The sequence below is a fragment of the Bacteroidales bacterium genome (genome assembly GCA_016707785.1).
Taxonomy (GTDB): domain Bacteria; phylum Bacteroidota; class Bacteroidia; order Bacteroidales; family UBA4417; genus UBA4417.
In genome coordinates, this window is record JADJGZ010000001.1 from 315587 (window position 1) to 331963 (window position 16377).

At 38.9% G+C, this 16377-nt stretch carries 12 protein-coding genes, 1 tRNA gene and 1 other RNA gene; 7 read left to right on the top strand and 7 right to left on the bottom strand.

The genetic code is table 11. The features are described 5' to 3' along the window. Positions 1-14: 14 nt before the first annotated feature. Together IPH84_01290 and IPH84_01295 are read right to left on the bottom strand one after the other, a co-directional pair. Positions 15-1160 (bottom strand): glycosyltransferase, encoded by a 1146-nt coding sequence (locus IPH84_01290; GenBank protein MBK7171876.1) that lies wholly within the window; start codon positions 1158-1160, stop codon positions 15-17. A 25-nt stretch (positions 1161-1185) separates the two neighbouring features. After that, positions 1186-2124 carry a glycosyltransferase gene (locus IPH84_01295; protein ID MBK7171877.1) on the bottom strand — a complete coding sequence of 313 codons (939 nt, stop codon included), beginning with the start codon at positions 2122-2124 and terminating at the stop codon, positions 1186-1188. A gap of 663 nt (positions 2125-2787) precedes the next feature. Here IPH84_01295 and ffs point away from each other — a divergent pair. The 4 genes from ffs to IPH84_01315 all read left to right on the top strand — a co-directional run bounded on the left by ffs (position 2788) and on the right by IPH84_01315 (position 4915). Continuing rightward, an RNA gene (gene ffs / locus IPH84_01300) (signal recognition particle sRNA small type) lies at positions 2788-2886 on the top strand. Positions 2887-3063: 177 nt separating this feature from the next. Continuing rightward, a complete protein-coding gene (fsa, locus tag IPH84_01305; GenBank protein MBK7171878.1) occupies positions 3064-3717 on the top strand; it encodes a fructose-6-phosphate aldolase in 654 nt (217 codons plus the stop codon). A 66-nt stretch (positions 3718-3783) separates the two neighbouring features. After that, positions 3784-4398, top strand: a complete 615-nt coding sequence (locus IPH84_01310; GenBank protein ID MBK7171879.1) for a threonylcarbamoyl-AMP synthase — start codon at positions 3784-3786, stop codon at positions 4396-4398. Between the two features lie 444 nt (positions 4399-4842). Continuing rightward, positions 4843-4915: transfer RNA gene (locus tag IPH84_01315), tRNA-Lys, on the top strand. A gap of 84 nt (positions 4916-4999) precedes the next feature. Here IPH84_01315 and IPH84_01320 read toward each other — a convergent pair. Then, positions 5000-7450: a carbohydrate binding family 9 domain-containing protein gene (locus IPH84_01320; GenBank protein MBK7171880.1), complete on the bottom strand. Its 2451-nt coding sequence runs from the start codon at positions 7448-7450 to the stop codon at positions 5000-5002. 321 nt (positions 7451-7771) lie between these two features. Between IPH84_01320 and IPH84_01325 the strand changes: the two genes are divergently transcribed. Both IPH84_01325 and IPH84_01330 read left to right on the top strand, forming a co-directional pair. After that, complete coding sequence (locus IPH84_01325) at positions 7772-8419, top strand: DUF47 domain-containing protein (GenBank protein MBK7171881.1); 648 nt, start codon at positions 7772-7774, stop codon at positions 8417-8419. Between the two features lie 42 nt (positions 8420-8461). Then, positions 8462-9508, top strand: coding sequence for an inorganic phosphate transporter (locus IPH84_01330; GenBank protein MBK7171882.1), 1047 nt, complete (start codon positions 8462-8464; stop codon positions 9506-9508). Between the two features lie 24 nt (positions 9509-9532). Here IPH84_01330 and IPH84_01335 read toward each other — a convergent pair whose 3' ends face one another. Continuing rightward, positions 9533-10198, bottom strand: a complete 666-nt coding sequence (locus tag IPH84_01335; protein MBK7171883.1) for a YggS family pyridoxal phosphate-dependent enzyme — start codon at positions 10196-10198, stop codon at positions 9533-9535. Positions 10199-10405: 207 nt separating this feature from the next. On the opposite strand from IPH84_01335, the gene IPH84_01340 reads away from it, so the two are divergent. Further along, positions 10406-13201, top strand: coding sequence for a cache domain-containing protein (locus tag IPH84_01340; protein ID MBK7171884.1), 2796 nt, complete (start codon positions 10406-10408; stop codon positions 13199-13201). A 125-nt stretch (positions 13202-13326) separates the two neighbouring features. On the opposite strand, the gene IPH84_01345 is transcribed toward IPH84_01340, so the two are convergent. The 3 genes from IPH84_01345 to IPH84_01355 all read right to left on the bottom strand — a co-directional run bounded on the left by IPH84_01345 (position 13327) and on the right by IPH84_01355 (position 16364). Next, entirely contained in the window at positions 13327-14577 is a 1251-nt protein-coding gene (locus IPH84_01345) for a DUF1015 domain-containing protein (GenBank protein MBK7171885.1), read from the bottom strand. Positions 14578-14771: 194 nt separating this feature from the next. Beyond that, positions 14772-15182 carry a four helix bundle protein gene (locus tag IPH84_01350; GenBank protein MBK7171886.1) on the bottom strand — a complete coding sequence of 137 codons (411 nt, stop codon included), beginning with the start codon at positions 15180-15182 and terminating at the stop codon, positions 14772-14774. Between the two features lie 258 nt (positions 15183-15440). Continuing rightward, the gene (locus IPH84_01355) at positions 15441-16364 is read right to left on the bottom strand and encodes a 3-phosphoglycerate dehydrogenase (GenBank protein ID MBK7171887.1); all 924 of its coding nucleotides are present in this window, start codon (positions 16362-16364) and stop codon (positions 15441-15443) included. Between the last annotated feature and the right edge of the window lie 13 nt (positions 16365-16377).

Genomic DNA, 16377 nt, shown 5'->3' on the forward strand with positions numbered 1-16377 from the left:
AACTGTGAAAAATCCTATAACTCATCATATAACTGGTAGATCTGATCTATCAACAAATCCCATGAAAATCTTTTTTTCTCTTCTTTTACGTTTTCTGTAAACTCAATTTCTTTCTTTTCTTCAAAGTATTTAATCAAAGATAAGGATAAATCCTCAATTTCCGGCTCTACCACATAGCCTACTTTACCATCAGGCACCATTTCCGACAAGCCGCCCACATTAGTGGTAATCATGGGTTTGTCAAAATGATAGGCTACTTGTGTTACCCCACTTTGGGTAGCTTCCTTATAAGGCTGCACAACAATATCAGAGGCACAGAAATAATTAACGATCTCTGTATTGGGAATAAACTGTGTATGAAGCACTACCAAATCACTCAACCCCAGCGATTTGATCATATCAATATACGGGGCAGAATCTATATAAAACTCTCCGGCAATTAGAAGTTTTAAAGGATATTTTCTGAGCCGGGAGTCGGCGAAAGCTTTAAGCAGTAAATCAAGCCCTTTATATTCCCTGATGAATCCAAAGAATAATAAGTAACTGTATTCAGGCTCTAATCCGAGATTTCTTTTGGCTTCTTCTTTAGGAATTGAGGCTCCAAAATTATCATACAGAGGATGCGGATGGTACCGTCTGGGTTTACTTGAATCGAGGTTGCCCAGGTCAGCCAGGACTGCTTTCGACATTGTTATGAATGCGTCGCAGCGTTTGACGAAATACCTGGAAAGCCATTCCCCGCCCGGCATTTTCTCATGAGGGATAATATTATCAGTAATAGCAATCACTTTCGTATGCCTGTTTCTCCTGATAATTCCTGAAATTGATCCCAGGCAGGGTGCCATAAAAGGCATCCAGTACCTGACAATGACTAAATCAGGTCTCAGTTCGGCAATCTCTCTTCCAATCCTGATCCAGTTAAATGGATTAATTGAATTAACGGCAATTTTGATATCAAGGTCGGGAGGTGGGGCTTCAGTTGAGTATTGGGTTTTCCCGGGAAATAGAAATGAGGGATATTGCAGGCTAAAAGTATAGATTTGGACACTGTCGCCCCTGTCCTGGAAAGCTTTGGCTAATCGTTCATTATAGGTTGAAATTCCACCCCCGCGAAAAGGATAGGCAGAACCGATGATAATGACCTTGTAATTCTTTTGTATCAATGAGGATGTAGATTATACAGGGTCAGATCAATTCTTTTTCCACCAGATAGTGATTTCGCTCAGGGGCATTTCGAGCCACCATTTCAGCCAGAAAGCCAGCCAGGAAGAGTTGAGTTCCCAATATCATTGCCAGCAGGCCAAAAAAGAAAATGGGGCGCTCTGTCATTCTGTAGCCGTCCATGAAAAAACGAGTGTAGGTGAGGTAAACAGCAATAACAAAGCCGAAGAAAAACAGGATACTTCCCAATAACCCGAAGAGATGCATAGGTTTCTTGCCGAAACGTGAAACGAACATGATGGAGATCAAATCCAGGAAACCATTTACAAAACGTTCCAGCCCGAATTTGGTGATGCCATACTTACGGGGGCGATGTTCAACAACCTTCTCCCCTATTTTCCTGAACCCAGCCCATTTAGCAATAACAGGAATAAAACGATGCATTTCCCCGTACACTTCAATACTTTTTATCACTTCTTTCCGGTAGGCTTTCAATCCGCAATTATGATCATGCAATTTAACACCTGACATCCAGGAGGTTGTGCGATTAAAGAATTTGGAAGGGATGTTTTTTGATAATGAAGGATCATGCCTCACTTTTTTCCAACCCGATACAAGGTCAAATCCCTGACTGACAATCATTTCATAAAGTCCCGGTATTTCATCCGGACTATCCTGCATATCTGCATCCATGGTAATCACTACATTACCCTGGCAGAGTTGAAAGCCCTGGTTTAATGCAGCAGATTTGCCATAATTTCGTCTGAACTTTATTCCCTTGACACTTGCATCTTCTGCGTGCAACTCTTCAATAACAGCCCATGAGTTATCACTACTACCGTCATCAATAAGAATGACTTCATAAGTAAACTGGTGTGCAGCCATCACTCTATGTATCCATGCACAGAGTTCAGGCAATGACTCATCTTCATTGAAAACAGGGACTACAACTGAAATATCCATTAATTCTCAGTTTTAGTCCAGTACTTGAGTTATAAATTATCTGTTCTCCTTTTAATGAATAGCTCAACAATTAATGCAATGATACCTCCCAAGGAGATTTCCACCAAAACCTTTGATTGCCGAGAAACGGAACCGCTTTTGAATATCTGGTCAATGTTTTTAACTGGTTTCCATTTGCTCATCTGAACCCTTTACCTGACATATATTTTCCATCCAATCCTTGGCTTCTTAATAATGTGTTCTTCATGGCTTCAGGATCAAAAAATGTAGAAAACATAATTGAAAATGAAACCAACAATGCTACAACTATTACAATATAAGCCAAAGAAAAAGCCTTATCCAAAATTGATATAAACCGCCTGACTAGTCAATTTTAAGCAGAATTACAAGTAGCACTATATTAATTGCTATTCCAACAACAAGTAAAAGTATTGGCTTCAATATTCCAACAAATTGAATTCCAAGTATATATAATAAGACAAAAAACAAGATACCTAACTTCCAATCAATCGAGCCTGACCTAATGCATGAACAGAAAACATTTGATTTTGTTTCCATAAGACAAATATTTTTGGGATTCATGCAAAAGTAAGAAAGTAACTGACAAGTCAATAAATTAGCAGTATAGTTATTCAGGAATGAAAAAAAGTGTAATTTTGCAGTGGGTAAGTCTTATACGACCAGCTCCCTCTGAACTCCCCCAGGACAGGAATGTAGCAAGGGTAAGTGGTTGAGCGGTGCGATATAAGTAGCTTACCCATTTTTTATTGGTATTGTTGCATAAAAACAAAAGAATTCAAGAATCCAGAATAGGCATTTGATTATTACAGTCTCCAAAATATTGTTGTTCCAATATTAAGTTCTCATAAGTTACTCACTTTTTGCGAGAACCGCGTTGATGATTCTTATTTTTGCATTATACAACTAAAACATTCAGGCATGAAATTCTTTATTGACACAGCAAATCTGAGCCAGATCAAGGAAGCCAACGCCCTTGGAATTCTCGATGGAGTAACCACCAATCCTTCCCTGATGGCTAAAGAAGGAATCAAAGGGACTGACAATATCCTGAAGCACTATGTTGATATCTGCAATATTGTTGATGGTCCGGTGAGTGCTGAAGTTTTCTCAACTGATTTTGAAGGGATGATCAGGGAAGCTGATATACTATCTGCACTTCATCCTAATATTGTTATCAAGATCCCGATGCTTAAGGATGGAATTAAGGCAATTAAATACCTTTCAGATAAAGGCATAGCTACCAATTGTACCTTGGTTTTTTCAGCCGGTCAGGCAATTCTGGCAGCTAAAGCCGGTGCTACCTATGTTTCTCCTTTCATTGGGAGGATTGATGACTCCGGTGTTGATGGTTTACAACTCATTGATCAGATTGTCACAATTTACAGGATTCATGGTTATGAAACACAGGTATTGGCAGCTTCTATCCGTAATACCCTTCATATTATCAGATGTGCAGAACTCGGTGCAGATGTGGTTACCAGTCCTCTTTCCTCGATACTTGGGTTATTATACCACCCACTTACCGACCTTGGAATTGCCAAATTTGTAGAGGACGCAAAAAAAATGGCATAATAGTCTTTTTGCTGCTACATTGTTTCCTGTCTTAAGATCACTTTCCACATTTAAAGAATCTGGTATATGTTACTTAAAATCTATCCGGAAAACCCTGACCAGCGTGCCATCCGTAAGGTCGTTGATTGCCTGAAAAACGGGGGGATTATCATCTACCCGACTGATACAATTTATGGCATCGGTTGTGATATTTTTAAAAGTAAAGCCGTGGAAAGGATTGCTGAACTTCGTGGTTATAAGCCAGGGAAATCCACATTCTCCTTCATCTGCCATGACATGAGCCAGCTTTCAGAGTTTGTCCGGCCCATTGATAATCACACCTTTAAGATCATGAAGGCAAATCTGCCCGGACCTTTTACCTTTATTCTTGATTCCAATAACAATGTGCCTAAGCATATTCAAAGTAAAAGGCGGACGGTGGGCATCCGTATCCCCGATAATTCAATCATTCGTGAAATTGTTAAAGAATTGGGCAATCCTATAATGTCAACTTCTGTGCATGATGATGATGAAATCCTGGAATATACCACAGATCCGGAACTGATCTATGAGAAATTCCAGGACAAAGTGGATATTGTGATTGATGGTGGTTTCGGCGGAAATATCCCTTCTACTGTTGTGGATTGTACTGGTGATGAATTGGTTGTTACCAGGGAAGGGAAAGGGGAATTGGTTTTTTAATTTGACAATTCGACAATTCGACAATTTGAAAATTAGTCAATTTGAAAATTTGAAAATTAAGGGAGACTTTGGCTTGAAAATGAGGTTAATTGTCTTGATAGCATACTGTGGCAAATAATGGCTATTTTTCGATGTCTGTGAAAAATGGAACGCGGATCCGTCAGCTGACGGACGGATTTCTACGCGGACACCCACGGATTCAATTGACAACTTAAGTTCACTTTAGCTCACTCTAATTCACTCTAGCTCACTCTAGCTCACTCTACTTTAGCTCACTCTAGCTCACTTTAGTTCACTTTAGCTCACTCTTGCTCACTCTGGCACACTAAACTTTACCTGCAAATCAGTCCACAACCCTCTGTAATAAAGGAGATTGCTGTTTTTTTTCTATTTTTTTTGCAAAAATGGGAAATAGTCCTAATTTTGCACCCTCTTTTCGAGGATGATTCGCTAGCTCAGTAGGTAGAGCACATCCCTTTTAAGGATGGGGTCTTGGGTTCGAATCCCAAGCGGATCACAAAAATCTGAAAGTCAGGATGTTATCCTGACTTTTTTTATTTTATCCATCATCTTTGGGATTATAGTGCAAGAATTATTGCAATCAGGATTTGACAAGCCTTGATTTCACCCTTGCATAATCAATATAATATAGTATCCTTACCGAAAAACTATTGGCCTGAGGAGCTCTTAATGTATCCCTTAAATCCTCCCTGTAGCTGAGTTCCATGCGGTCATCATAGGTATTGATGTAGTTCTTCCAAACCAGGCTTATCTCACTGCCAGGGGCAAAATACCATACATATTGAAGATCGGCAGTGAATACATTGAAACTTAAGGATGAATTCGCCGTAAAGTCGCCGCTCTTGAGTGATCCATCCTGTTGTAAGGTATAAAAATCAAAGTACTCAGCCCTCGACCAGTAATGCCGTCCCCTAAGGTTCAACGACATCTTTGTATTGAAAATATACTTGAGGTTCAGGATATTGCTGATACTGGTTACATCCCTCCTTCCAAACCGGATTACTGGCTGTGAAATAGAATCATAATCAGTTTGCACCCATCCATAATCATTAAAATTCTTGTCGTATCCAATCAGCATGCTTACTGTAAACTTATCAGAAAACCGCATCCGTGCCGTGGTTTCCAGGAACCAGGCAAAATTATCATTCCTGGCTGCATTCGATAACCCCAGGCTGTTATGGATTCTGAAAGGTTTACGGTTATCAGAAGCAATTCTCCAATTCATATCCATAGAGGCAGGCTTTACATATTTCCAACCTGGGACACGAGGCTCATAAAAATCAACATAACCCTTTGGATTCGTGCCAAACTGCAGGAAATTAGACCAATAATTGCGGAATGTGGTCATATTGCTTTCCTGTATCCGTATGGAGATGAACTCATTTGCTGTATTCAGGCTCCGATGTAACACTACCAGGTCCGATTGTGAAGATTGCAGCTTCCAGAATGGATCAAACAGGTTATATGAAAGGCGAAGGTAATTCTGTGCCTCGTTATTATTGGAAAGATATCCCATGTCATTGGGATCATATTTTTTGTCAATAGCATCCCTCATCACCTCGTACTGGAATTTGCCCTTAGGCTTGTAGAAAGAAAGAAGGTATCGGTAACCGGTGCGGTTAGCCAGGGATTTCTCCTGGATCTGGCTCATATTGATTCTGCCAAGGAAAGCAATTGAACGACTGCGGGTATTGAGCCTGGTTTCAAAGCCAGTCACATTGGCAAGGTATTTACCATTCGGGACCCAATAATTGGTATTGATCAGGGTAGCATAAGAGTTGTTCTTAAGGTTCTGATCCAGGACAAATACATTATAATTGGTGAAGGGCTGGGTTTGCACCTTTCGTTGGACTCCCGACAGTGTATCTTTCAAGGTTGCATTCGCGGGAGTTGTCATCGCATTAAAAAATCCTACCCCCAGTCCTTTCTGGTTCCTTCCTGATATTTTAGTGGCATTGATAATCCTTGTCTCCGATGGATTCTCAATGATTTTCTCACTTGAAGAAGCTGTTTCATAAGGAGCAAAATAGTTTCGTGGTATGCTTCCAATCCTCCTTGAATAGAAGATTTCGCACTTATTAAACAATTCTGTGGCTTCAGAGAAGAATTGTCTTTTTTCATCATACCTGACTTCGAACGGGGTTAGATTTAGGATGATGTCATCTGATTGCACCTGTCCGAAATCCGGGATCAGCATCATGTCAAGGGTATAACTCTCATTGATTCCATACCTCAGGTCCAGCCCTCCCCTCACTGAATACTCCCATTCTTTTACACCGGGATTCTTTTCGAGATACCCTGCCAGGTAAGGTGTGATTGAAAGCCGGACTGGCGGATCAATATCTTTAATCCCCTGGAGTGTTCCATAATATTTGAAAATATCCTGGTCTTTATTATCAACATACGACCAGGTTGAGTATTCATGATTCCGGTGAAGGTTCCGCCACATGTTGATACCCCAAACCTGTACAGGGGATTTTGGGAATCGCAGGGCTGAATAGGGAATTTTTATTTCAGCAACCCATGAATCTTTATTGATCTGTGTAGCACTTTCCCATACAGCATCCCAGTTAAAGTCCTGACCGATAGCTGAATACTTGCAGTCATTCTGAAGATTTGCCGGGCTAACCTTGAATTCATACATATTGAGACCATCATTATAGGGAAGGATATCTATGGAGATGTAGTCGGTATTCAAAGCTTCAATCTGGTCCCTTTTGCCCAATTCCTGGCAAATGCTATCCGGCTGATTATCAAACATTATGGCGCCAATATACAGTGCTTCATTATCATAAGCGAACCTGATTTCGGTGGGTTGTTGCGGATGTTTGCCGTTTCCGGGTGCATAAACAACAAAATTATTGGCCACAGGTAATGTTGACCAGAAGGCTTCATCCAGTTTACCATCAATCCGCGGAGCCTGAAGTATAGCAGAAGCTGAAATATGTTTCTTTGCAAGGAATAAGGAATCCATTGAGCCTATAGCGGCTGCTAAGCCGGATGTAGCCATAGCAGGTATAAGAGTAATCACAATCAATACAATTTTTAAGACTATGTATTTCAATCGTTTATATATTATCATTTAACTTATTTATTTAGGTAAAAGTATTGAAACTGGTCGATTTCACTATTCATCAGTTTTCAAATATAGGGTTTGGTGAAAACGACTTGAAATTCATTCGGTATACCATAGTATTTACTCGATGAATGATTGGGATACGCAGGCAAAGTCATGTTTAAGGGTGATTACCATGATATCCAAACTTCTTATCCCGATTTATTAACAATTTTTTAATATCCTATTAATATTCATAATTTCGCGTCACCTAATTCAAAAGTACAAATACGTATTATGAAACTTGACAGCATTTTTAGTTTTCTGGTTCCCAAGGACCGCAAATTCTTCCCTTTGTTCAACAAAGCTGCTGATAATCTGGTATATACATCAGAATTATTGATAAAGTTGATTCGTGAAGGTGATATGGAAACAAGGCTTGATTACATTAAGGCCATAAAAGATGCTGAGCATACCGGAGATGAAATTACTAAGGAGTTATTGGATGAGTTAAATGGAACATTTATTACTCCATTCGACAGGGAAGATATTCATGAACTCATTTCAACGATGGACAGTGTAGTGGATTATATTCATACCACTTCCAAGCGGATTCATTTTTATAAGCTCCCAAGTTTCCCCAATGAATTTGTTCAGATAGCGGATTGTATTCATTCGGCTAATAAGGAGATTCAATTTGTCCTCAGAAGTGTCAAGAATGCGAGTGATTTTAACAAATTCCAGGATTCATGCACAAAGATCAACCAACTGGAGAGCACTGTTGATGATATTTATCAAAAATTTCTTTCAGAATTATTTGAAAATGAGACTAATGCTATCAACCTGATTAAAAAGAGAGATATCCTGGCATCATTGGAAAAAGCCATCGATAAATGTGATGACGTTGCGAATGTATTTTCCACGTTAATTGTTAAAATGGCTTAGACAAGTGCAATTCTCAGGCTGAAACTGATTAATTTCGAAGGAATGAACTTCACTTTATTACTAGTTATCGTATCCCTTGCATTTTTGTTTGATTTCATCAATGGATTTCATGATGCAGCAAACTCAATTGCGACCGTTGTATCAACAAAGGTTCTTTCTCCTTTTCAGGCAGTATTATGGGCAGCTTTCTTCAATTTTCTTGCTTATGCGATTTTTGAACTTAAGATTGCTGATACCATTGCTAAAGTTGTTGAAACCGATGCCATCACTTTACAAGTAATTTTGGCAGGCATAATTGCCGCAATACTTTGGAACTTACTCACCTGGTACCTTGGCATCCCTTCAAGTTCAAGTCATACATTAGTGGGAGGATTTGCAGGTGCTGCCATTGCTCATGCAGGCTGGGGAGTCGTCCATTCAGAAAAAATTATAAAAATTGCAGCTTTCATTTTCCTGGCACCAATGCTGGGTATGATCATGTCGTACCTGATCTCTGTACTACTTCTCAATATATTCAGAAAAGGCAATCCTCATATACTTGAAAAATATTTCAAACAATTTCAGCTCTTATCTTCTGCCCTATTCAGTCTGGGGCATGGAGGAAATGATGCACAGAAAGTAATGGGTATCATTGCTGCAACTTTGCTGGTGTATTTCAACGGAGTAGACCCTTCTGATATCCCAGCCTGGGCCCATATCACATTTAATGATGCCGGTAAGATTCATGCGATTCCTCATTGGGTAGTTTTTGGATGCTATGCAGCGATTGGTGCAGGCACTCTATCAGGAGGATGGAGGATTGTGAAAACAATGGGTTCCAAAATCACCAAACTAACTCCATTTGAAGGCGTGGCTGCTGAAAGTGCAGGTGCTATTCTCTTATTTGGGACTGATGCTTTTGGAATTCCTGTCAGCACAACTCATACTATAACCGGTGCTATTATGGGGGTTGGTCTTACAAAAAGAATTACTGCTGTAAGGTGGGGTGTTACTATTAACCTGCTTTATGCCTGGATACTCACAATTCCTGTATCCATGATCCTGTCGGCCCTGATCTATATGGGGTTCAGATTGTTCAATTTTGGTTAGTCTTCCTGGCGGGTTGATAAAAATTCATCGTTCACCAAATATGAGTGAACCAACCCTTACCATGGTACTCCCCTCTTCGACCGCAATTTTGTAATCGCCGGACATCCCCATTGAGACCTCACTGAAGGTCTCTCTTTCTTTGAAATAGTTTGATTTCAGGTATTCATAATGACTTCGGAGGCTTTTAAACTCTTGGCGGACTTGTTGAAAATTTTCAGTAAAAGATGCCATTCCCATTACCCCTTTTATATCGATATTCCTGAGACCTTTAAATTCGTCTGATTCAAGCATCTGGCATGATTCCTCCAGGCTGAGTCCAAACTTTGTCTCTTCCTGGGCAATATAGAATTGTAATAACACTCCCACCACCCTATCCTGGCGCTCAGCTTCCCTGTTAATTTCCTTCAAAAGCCTGAAACTATCCACACTCTGGATAAGTTTAGTAAAAGGAATCAGGCTTTTTATTTTATTGGTTTGCAAATGGCCTATAAAATGCCAATGGATAGCTTCCGGGAGCAAAGGAGCTTTTTGCAGCAATTCCTGAACCCTGCTTTCAGCAAAATCCAAATGCCTGGTATTTTCATATATTTCTCCAACGGAATCTACTGGTTTGAATTTTGAAACTACAATTAATTTTACTTCTCCAGGTAAGGATTGCCGTATGCTGAGAAAATTCTGTATTAAAGTCATTTCCGGAATAATATCTTTTAATAATGTCAAAATTATGCAATTTGATCCTAGGCGAAGATATTACCTATTTATATATGAGTAAATAAATGTTAATAAGGCTTTGAAGTTGGCGTTTAAGATTTAATTTCTTATTCAAATAAACCAAAAAACCATAATAATGGTTATATTCGTGTGATAAAGCCGGAGAAAAAAAATAAACCCATAAACATGAATTTGATTAAGTTCAATAATAATAATTCAGATAAAAGCCCTTCAGGTACACCAAGCCTTTCAAAGATTTTTTTCCTTATTTCTTTGTTTGTAGCTATGTTGACAGTTCTCTGCCTGATAACTTATATCGCTATTTCAGATTATCAACATTATAAAGCTGAAACTGAATCACTCAGGATTAAATTCCCTGAACAACAAAAGCATGAGCTTAAGTACAGGATTCTGGCTGCCAAGGATTATATTCATTTCGTTAGGACCCATTCCGTTGACTTTATCAATGCACATATTAATAATAAAATATCCAAGGCTATTGATTTATTCAACCGTGGAAAGATCATCACACCTGGTGAACCTTTGAAAATAAAACCCGAAATTGCAGATAGTCTTTACCTGTTATTTCTTACTTCCAAGTTACAGATAGCCATTTCAGATTCAACAGGTCAGCCTGTCTTTACCAGTGAACCCGATTCATCTGTTGAACTCACAAATAGTTCAATTTGGAAGAGATATAAAGAGTTCAGCGCAACCTCCAAGTCCTCTCCAATTTTTGATGGCTGGAAATATTTTGCACAAAATAAACAGCCAAAATGTATTTCATTCGGTACTATTCCTGGCAGTAACTTCCAACTTCATGCTGTTTACCAACTGTCTGATTCTACCAGTCTGATGCAGGAACTGGTATTGGATAGTCTTGTTACCATCAGGTATGAAAATGGAGAATACATTTTCATCAATACTTTTGATGGATTTGGGTTGATCACTAAAGGTGTTTTGCAGCATATACCACTTAAAATTACTCAAGGACAGGATACAAACTGGATCAATATCTTTCAGAAAGAACTGGAGTTTGCCAATAGTCTTTCAGGTAATTACCTAAATTATTCCTGGGCAAAGGATTCTTCATCAGGTTATTCAGAAAAAGTATCCTATATATCCGGTATTGCTGATTGGAAATGGATTTTAGGAACAGGGATGCATACCAATGATATCCATCCCATCTTACAGGCCAGGAAAGCTGAACTCAGGCAATCGATGATTTCAAAATTTATCAGTCTGGTCATATTCATGATTGTATTGGTTCTCATCATATACTTCATTACCCGGTATATAACCAATCTTTCATCGTCAAATATCAGGTTATTTGTAAAATTCTTCAAGAATGCATCTATAAACTTGCAGCAAATTGATGAGTCACAGATCCATTTCAGGGAATTTCAAACCCTGGCAAAAGCAGCCAACCATATGATCAGTGAGCGCGATCGTATTAAAACTGATTTAGAAACTGAACAAAGCAGGTTAAAGTATATGATCGACTCTATTCCTGATATGATATTTTTCAAGGGTACTGATAGCCTTTTTGTTGGATGTAATAGGGCTTTTGAGAAATACATCGGAAAAAAATCTGCCGAAATCCGTGGTTTAACTGAATATGATCTTTTCTCAAAGGCACATGCTGATCTTTATACTGAAACAGACAGAAGGCTGATGAGTAACCTGGAACCTATCCGATCCACTGACTGGGTTACCTATCCAGATGGCAGGAAAGTATTGGCAGACACCTTAAAAACACTTTATTTTGATACAGAAGGAAAGGTTTTAGGAATTATCGGCATAAGCCGGGATATTACTGAAATGGAGGAAACCAGGCAGCGATTGATCATGGCAAAAGAAAAAGCCGAAGAATCTGATCGGCTGAAGACTGCTTTTCTTGCTAATATGTCTCATGAGATTCGGACTCCCATGAATGCAATTATCGGATTCTCTGACCTGCTTTCCGATGAGGATCTTGCACCAGAGGACCGGGAAGATTTTATCTCAAAAATTAAATTATCCGGCGAATCATTAATGAATATCATCAATGACATTATTGATATTGCAAAAATTGAAGCCGGTCAACTTAAAATAACTGATGCTGAATGCGATATAGATAAATTACTGGCAAACCTTTATGGTACATTCTCTGAAATAAAGAATAGAAGCCATAAGAGTGAACTGGAATTAAAACTTAATCTCCCTTCATCTGATACACCCCTGGTTACCATTGCAGACCCATTGCGATTGCACCAGGTTTTAACGAACCTTTTGAGTAATGCATTAAAATTTACCGAGTTCGGTCAGATTGAATTTGGCTATACCTTTAAGGATTCCATTATTCAGTTTTTTGTCCGTGATACGGGCATTGGGATATTGCGATCAAAGCAGCAGCTTTTGTTCCAACGTTTCAGTCAGCTGGATCAAAGCACAACCAGGAAATATGGAGGCACCGGACTTGGATTAGCTATCTCAAAGAATATTGTTGAATTGATGGGAGGTTCTATCTGGCTTGAGTCGGAGCCCGGCCAAGGTTCACTTTTCCAGTTTACACTTCCTTACAGGGCTGTAGAAGTAGAAAATATAGCAGCATTTTCTGTTGACGATACCATTAACTGGAAGAATAAAAAGATTCTGATTGCGGAAGATATTGATCAAAATTACATCCTGATGGAAGCAGTTCTGAAGTTTACACAGGTAACCCTTTTGCATGCGCCTAATGGACAGGTAGCCATTGATCTTGTTAAGGAACATTCTGACATCGATCTGATTCTTATGGATATCCAGCTTCCAGTTAAGACCGGTTATGAAGCCATTCAGGAAATCCTTCAGATATACCCTGAACTTCCTATCATCAGTTTTACTGCTTATGCATTACCCAGGGAAAAAGAGAAGAGCCTTGAAGCCGGTTGTGTTGATTTCCTTAATAAACCCATCAAACCCGACCAACTGTTGAACGTGATCAGGAAGTATATGAACTGATAATAGGGATTAGTATTTTGTGATACTGTCCTTTCCTTTGAAATTCCATTCTTTTAAAAAAAAGTATCCCGGGAAAATTGATAAAATCAACATTCCCGGGATATTAAATAATAGGATGATCCTTATCAATCAAGTGAATGAACCACTAATCCACTTCTTAGCTTTGGCTCGAACCAGGTTGTTTTAGGAGGCATTATATTACCGGTATCTGCAATATCTATCAGTTGTTTCATAGAAACCGGATATAAGGCAAAAGCAGCCACATGGTCTCCTTTATCTACCCTTTTACTCAGTTCTGATAAACCTCTTATTCCGCCTACGAAATCAATTCTTTTAGAAGTGCGAAGATCTTTGATATCCAGAATGGGTTCGAGGATGAGATTGGATAAAATGGTGACATCCAGAATACCAATAGGATCAGCATCGTTGTAATGCCCGGGTTTGGCAGTGAGTGAGTACCATTCGCCTCCCAGGTACATTGAAAAGTTGTGAAGTCCAGAAGGTTTATAAATTTCTTTACCGGAGTGTTTGATAATGAAAACATCCTCCAGTTTGGAAAGAAATTCATCTGTACTCAATCCATTGAGGTCTTTGACAAGCCTGTTATAATCAATGATTTTCAGCTGATTATCCGGGAATAAAACAGACATGAAGTAATTATATTCTTCCTTTCCTGTATGAGAAGGATTGTTTTGTTTTTTCTCCAGTCCGACCCTGGCAGCCGCAGCTGTTCGGTGATGGCCGTCTGCAACATAAATACTGGGGATTTCTTTTTCAAAGATTTCTACTATCCTGTTGATGGTATTTTTATCATTGATAATCCAGAAGTGATGCCCGAATCCATCATCTGAAATAAAATCATATACAGCTGCTTCCTTTGTTACAATCGCAGCCACCATACTATCTATTTCAGGATTGGACGGATAGGAAAAAAAGACTGGTTCCACATTTGCATTTGTGATCCTGACATGGATCATTCTGTCTTCCTCTTTATCTTTCCTGGTAAGTTCATGCTTTTTAATGTGATTATTGAAGTAATCTTCAATATGCGTACAACCTACGATACCATACTGGGTCCGTCCATCCATGGTCTGAGCATATATGTATAACTTTTCTGCCTCATCCTGTATCAGCCAGCCATTCTTTTTAAAGGACCGGAAATTTTCGACCACTTTATCATAAACCTCCTGGCTATGTTCATCAATTCCAACTGGAAGGTCAATTTCAGCTTTAGTGACATGAAGCAATGAATATGGATTTCCATCGGCTTCAATGCGAGCTTCATCTGAGTTCAGCACATCATAAGGACGTGAGGCTAATTGTTTTACCAGCTGTACCGGAGGGCGCAATCCCCTGAAAGGTTTAACTATTGACATGGTATTACAGGTTAATTATTAATTAGGACATTGTTTTTCAACACTATAGACTGGTATAAAAAATATTTTGGGCAGATTGAATAAAGCTGCAAAATAATAAAAACCGGCACAATGTGACTTGAACCGGTTAGAAATTATAAAGATTTTTTTCAGAAATATTTGATCTGAAAATGTCAGGTCATTGAAGGACAGGATCAATCGTCATCGGTATCGACTATACCGGCTGATCTTTGCAATGATCCAATTAATGCTCCCAGCATTTTGGTCATTTCCATTAATTGATGCCTTGACTCATCTTGTTCAACTGTTGAAATAAGCTTTTGTTTTTCAGCGAGTGAGGTGTGTACTACACATTCCCTGACCGAACTTTTGGCCATTTTGAGATAATAAATAAACTGGCTTTTGTTCCTGGCTGAACCTTCCGCTATATGGAGGGCAATAGCCTGGGCAGAGTCGTAATATCTTTTAGACAGGGAAGAATGTCCATTCTCGGAGAATATACTTACCTTCTTATAAACCCAATCAATATAATCAAGTGCTTTGTGATAGACCCTGAGGTCTTCAAAGCGAAAAAATGTTGTAGTTTTTTCAAGATCAGTCTCCATGTTAATTAAAATTTAAGTTTGATGGGTTTTTGGTAACATCCGAAAATACTAATACGCAGATTTGGTAATAAAAACATGCTAATATAAAGAAAAAAATAAATAAAATAATTCAAGGCAACCTGATTTCTTTGTTTTTTTTAAAAATCTAGAGTTTCTTATTTCACGAACATCGCAAAACAAAAGAAAAAAAAACTTCTATTCTATTGGAAATCAGGTTGCCTTATTACACTTTTTAATCAAAATACCCGAGGTCGTCTACTATTTATTGACCTGGAATGATTTGTCACCCTTTTCAAAGAAATCAACTATTTGGTTGGCAGCAGCTAATCCGGCATTATTATTTGCTTCAGAAGTCTGTGCCCCGATTTTCTTAGGGGTAAAGAAGAACCTCCCGGAAAATGTTTCAGCAATCATCGATTTACAATCGGGTTCCACATCAGAATAGTATTTAAAATCAGGCCTGTCTGTGAAAATCTTAACCAGAGATTCTTCATCAACAACTTCCTTTCTGGCGGTATTTACCAGGGTAGCACCTTTAGGCATTTTTGAAAGGAGGTCGTAATTGATAGACTTCTTGGTATTAGCATTTGCCGGCATATGCAGAGAAATATACTGACATGTCTGGTATAATTCATTGGCCGTTGCCATCCAGTGGATTCCTTCTGCATTCATGGTTTCTTCTGATACAAATGGATCGTAGGCATAAACTTCCATTCCAAATCCTTTGGCAATGGTTGCTACGGCTTTTCCAACATATCCGAAGGCATGTAAACCCAGTTTTTTCCCTTTCAATTCAGTACCTGAGGTGCCATTATAATTGTTACGGGCAGCCATTACCATCATACCAATTGCGAGTTCTGCAACGGCATTTGAATTCTGACCGGGGGTATTCATTGCGACTACTCCTTGTTTTGTTGCGGATTCAAGATCAATATTGTCATAACCAGCTCCTGCCCGAACAACAATCTTTACTTTTTTGGATGCTTCAAGTACATCTTTATCGACAATATCGCTACGGATGATGATGGCATCGGCTTCTGCAGCAGCAGCAATTAAATCTGATTTCAGAGTATAGTTCTCCAGTAGCAGTAACTCATACCCGGCATTATCAATAATCTTGCGGATACCTTCTACTGCAACTTTGGCAAAAGGTTTTTCTGTTGCAACTAAAATCTTTCTCATAGGTATGTTTTTA

Coding starts and splice junctions, on each gene's coding strand:
- IPH84_01325 (MBK7171881.1), top strand. CDS start 7,772: ATGAAACTTGACAGCATTTTTAGTTTTCTGGTTCCCAAGGACCGCAAA.
- IPH84_01355 (MBK7171887.1), bottom strand. CDS start 16,364: ATGAGAAAGATTTTAGTTGCAACAGAAAAACCTTTTGCCAAAGTTGCA.
- IPH84_01310 (MBK7171879.1), top strand. CDS start 3,784: ATGTTACTTAAAATCTATCCGGAAAACCCTGACCAGCGTGCCATCCGT.
- IPH84_01330 (MBK7171882.1), top strand. CDS start 8,462: ATGAACTTCACTTTATTACTAGTTATCGTATCCCTTGCATTTTTGTTT.
- IPH84_01340 (MBK7171884.1), top strand. CDS start 10,406: ATGAATTTGATTAAGTTCAATAATAATAATTCAGATAAAAGCCCTTCA.
- IPH84_01345 (MBK7171885.1), bottom strand. CDS start 14,577: ATGTCAATAGTTAAACCTTTCAGGGGATTGCGCCCTCCGGTACAGCTG.
- fsa (MBK7171878.1), top strand. CDS start 3,064: ATGAAATTCTTTATTGACACAGCAAATCTGAGCCAGATCAAGGAAGCC.
- IPH84_01350 (MBK7171886.1), bottom strand. CDS start 15,182: ATGGAGACTGATCTTGAAAAAACTACAACATTTTTTCGCTTTGAAGAC.
- IPH84_01295 (MBK7171877.1), bottom strand. CDS start 2,124: ATGGATATTTCAGTTGTAGTCCCTGTTTTCAATGAAGATGAGTCATTG.
- IPH84_01335 (MBK7171883.1), bottom strand. CDS start 10,198: ATGACTTTAATACAGAATTTTCTCAGCATACGGCAATCCTTACCTGGA.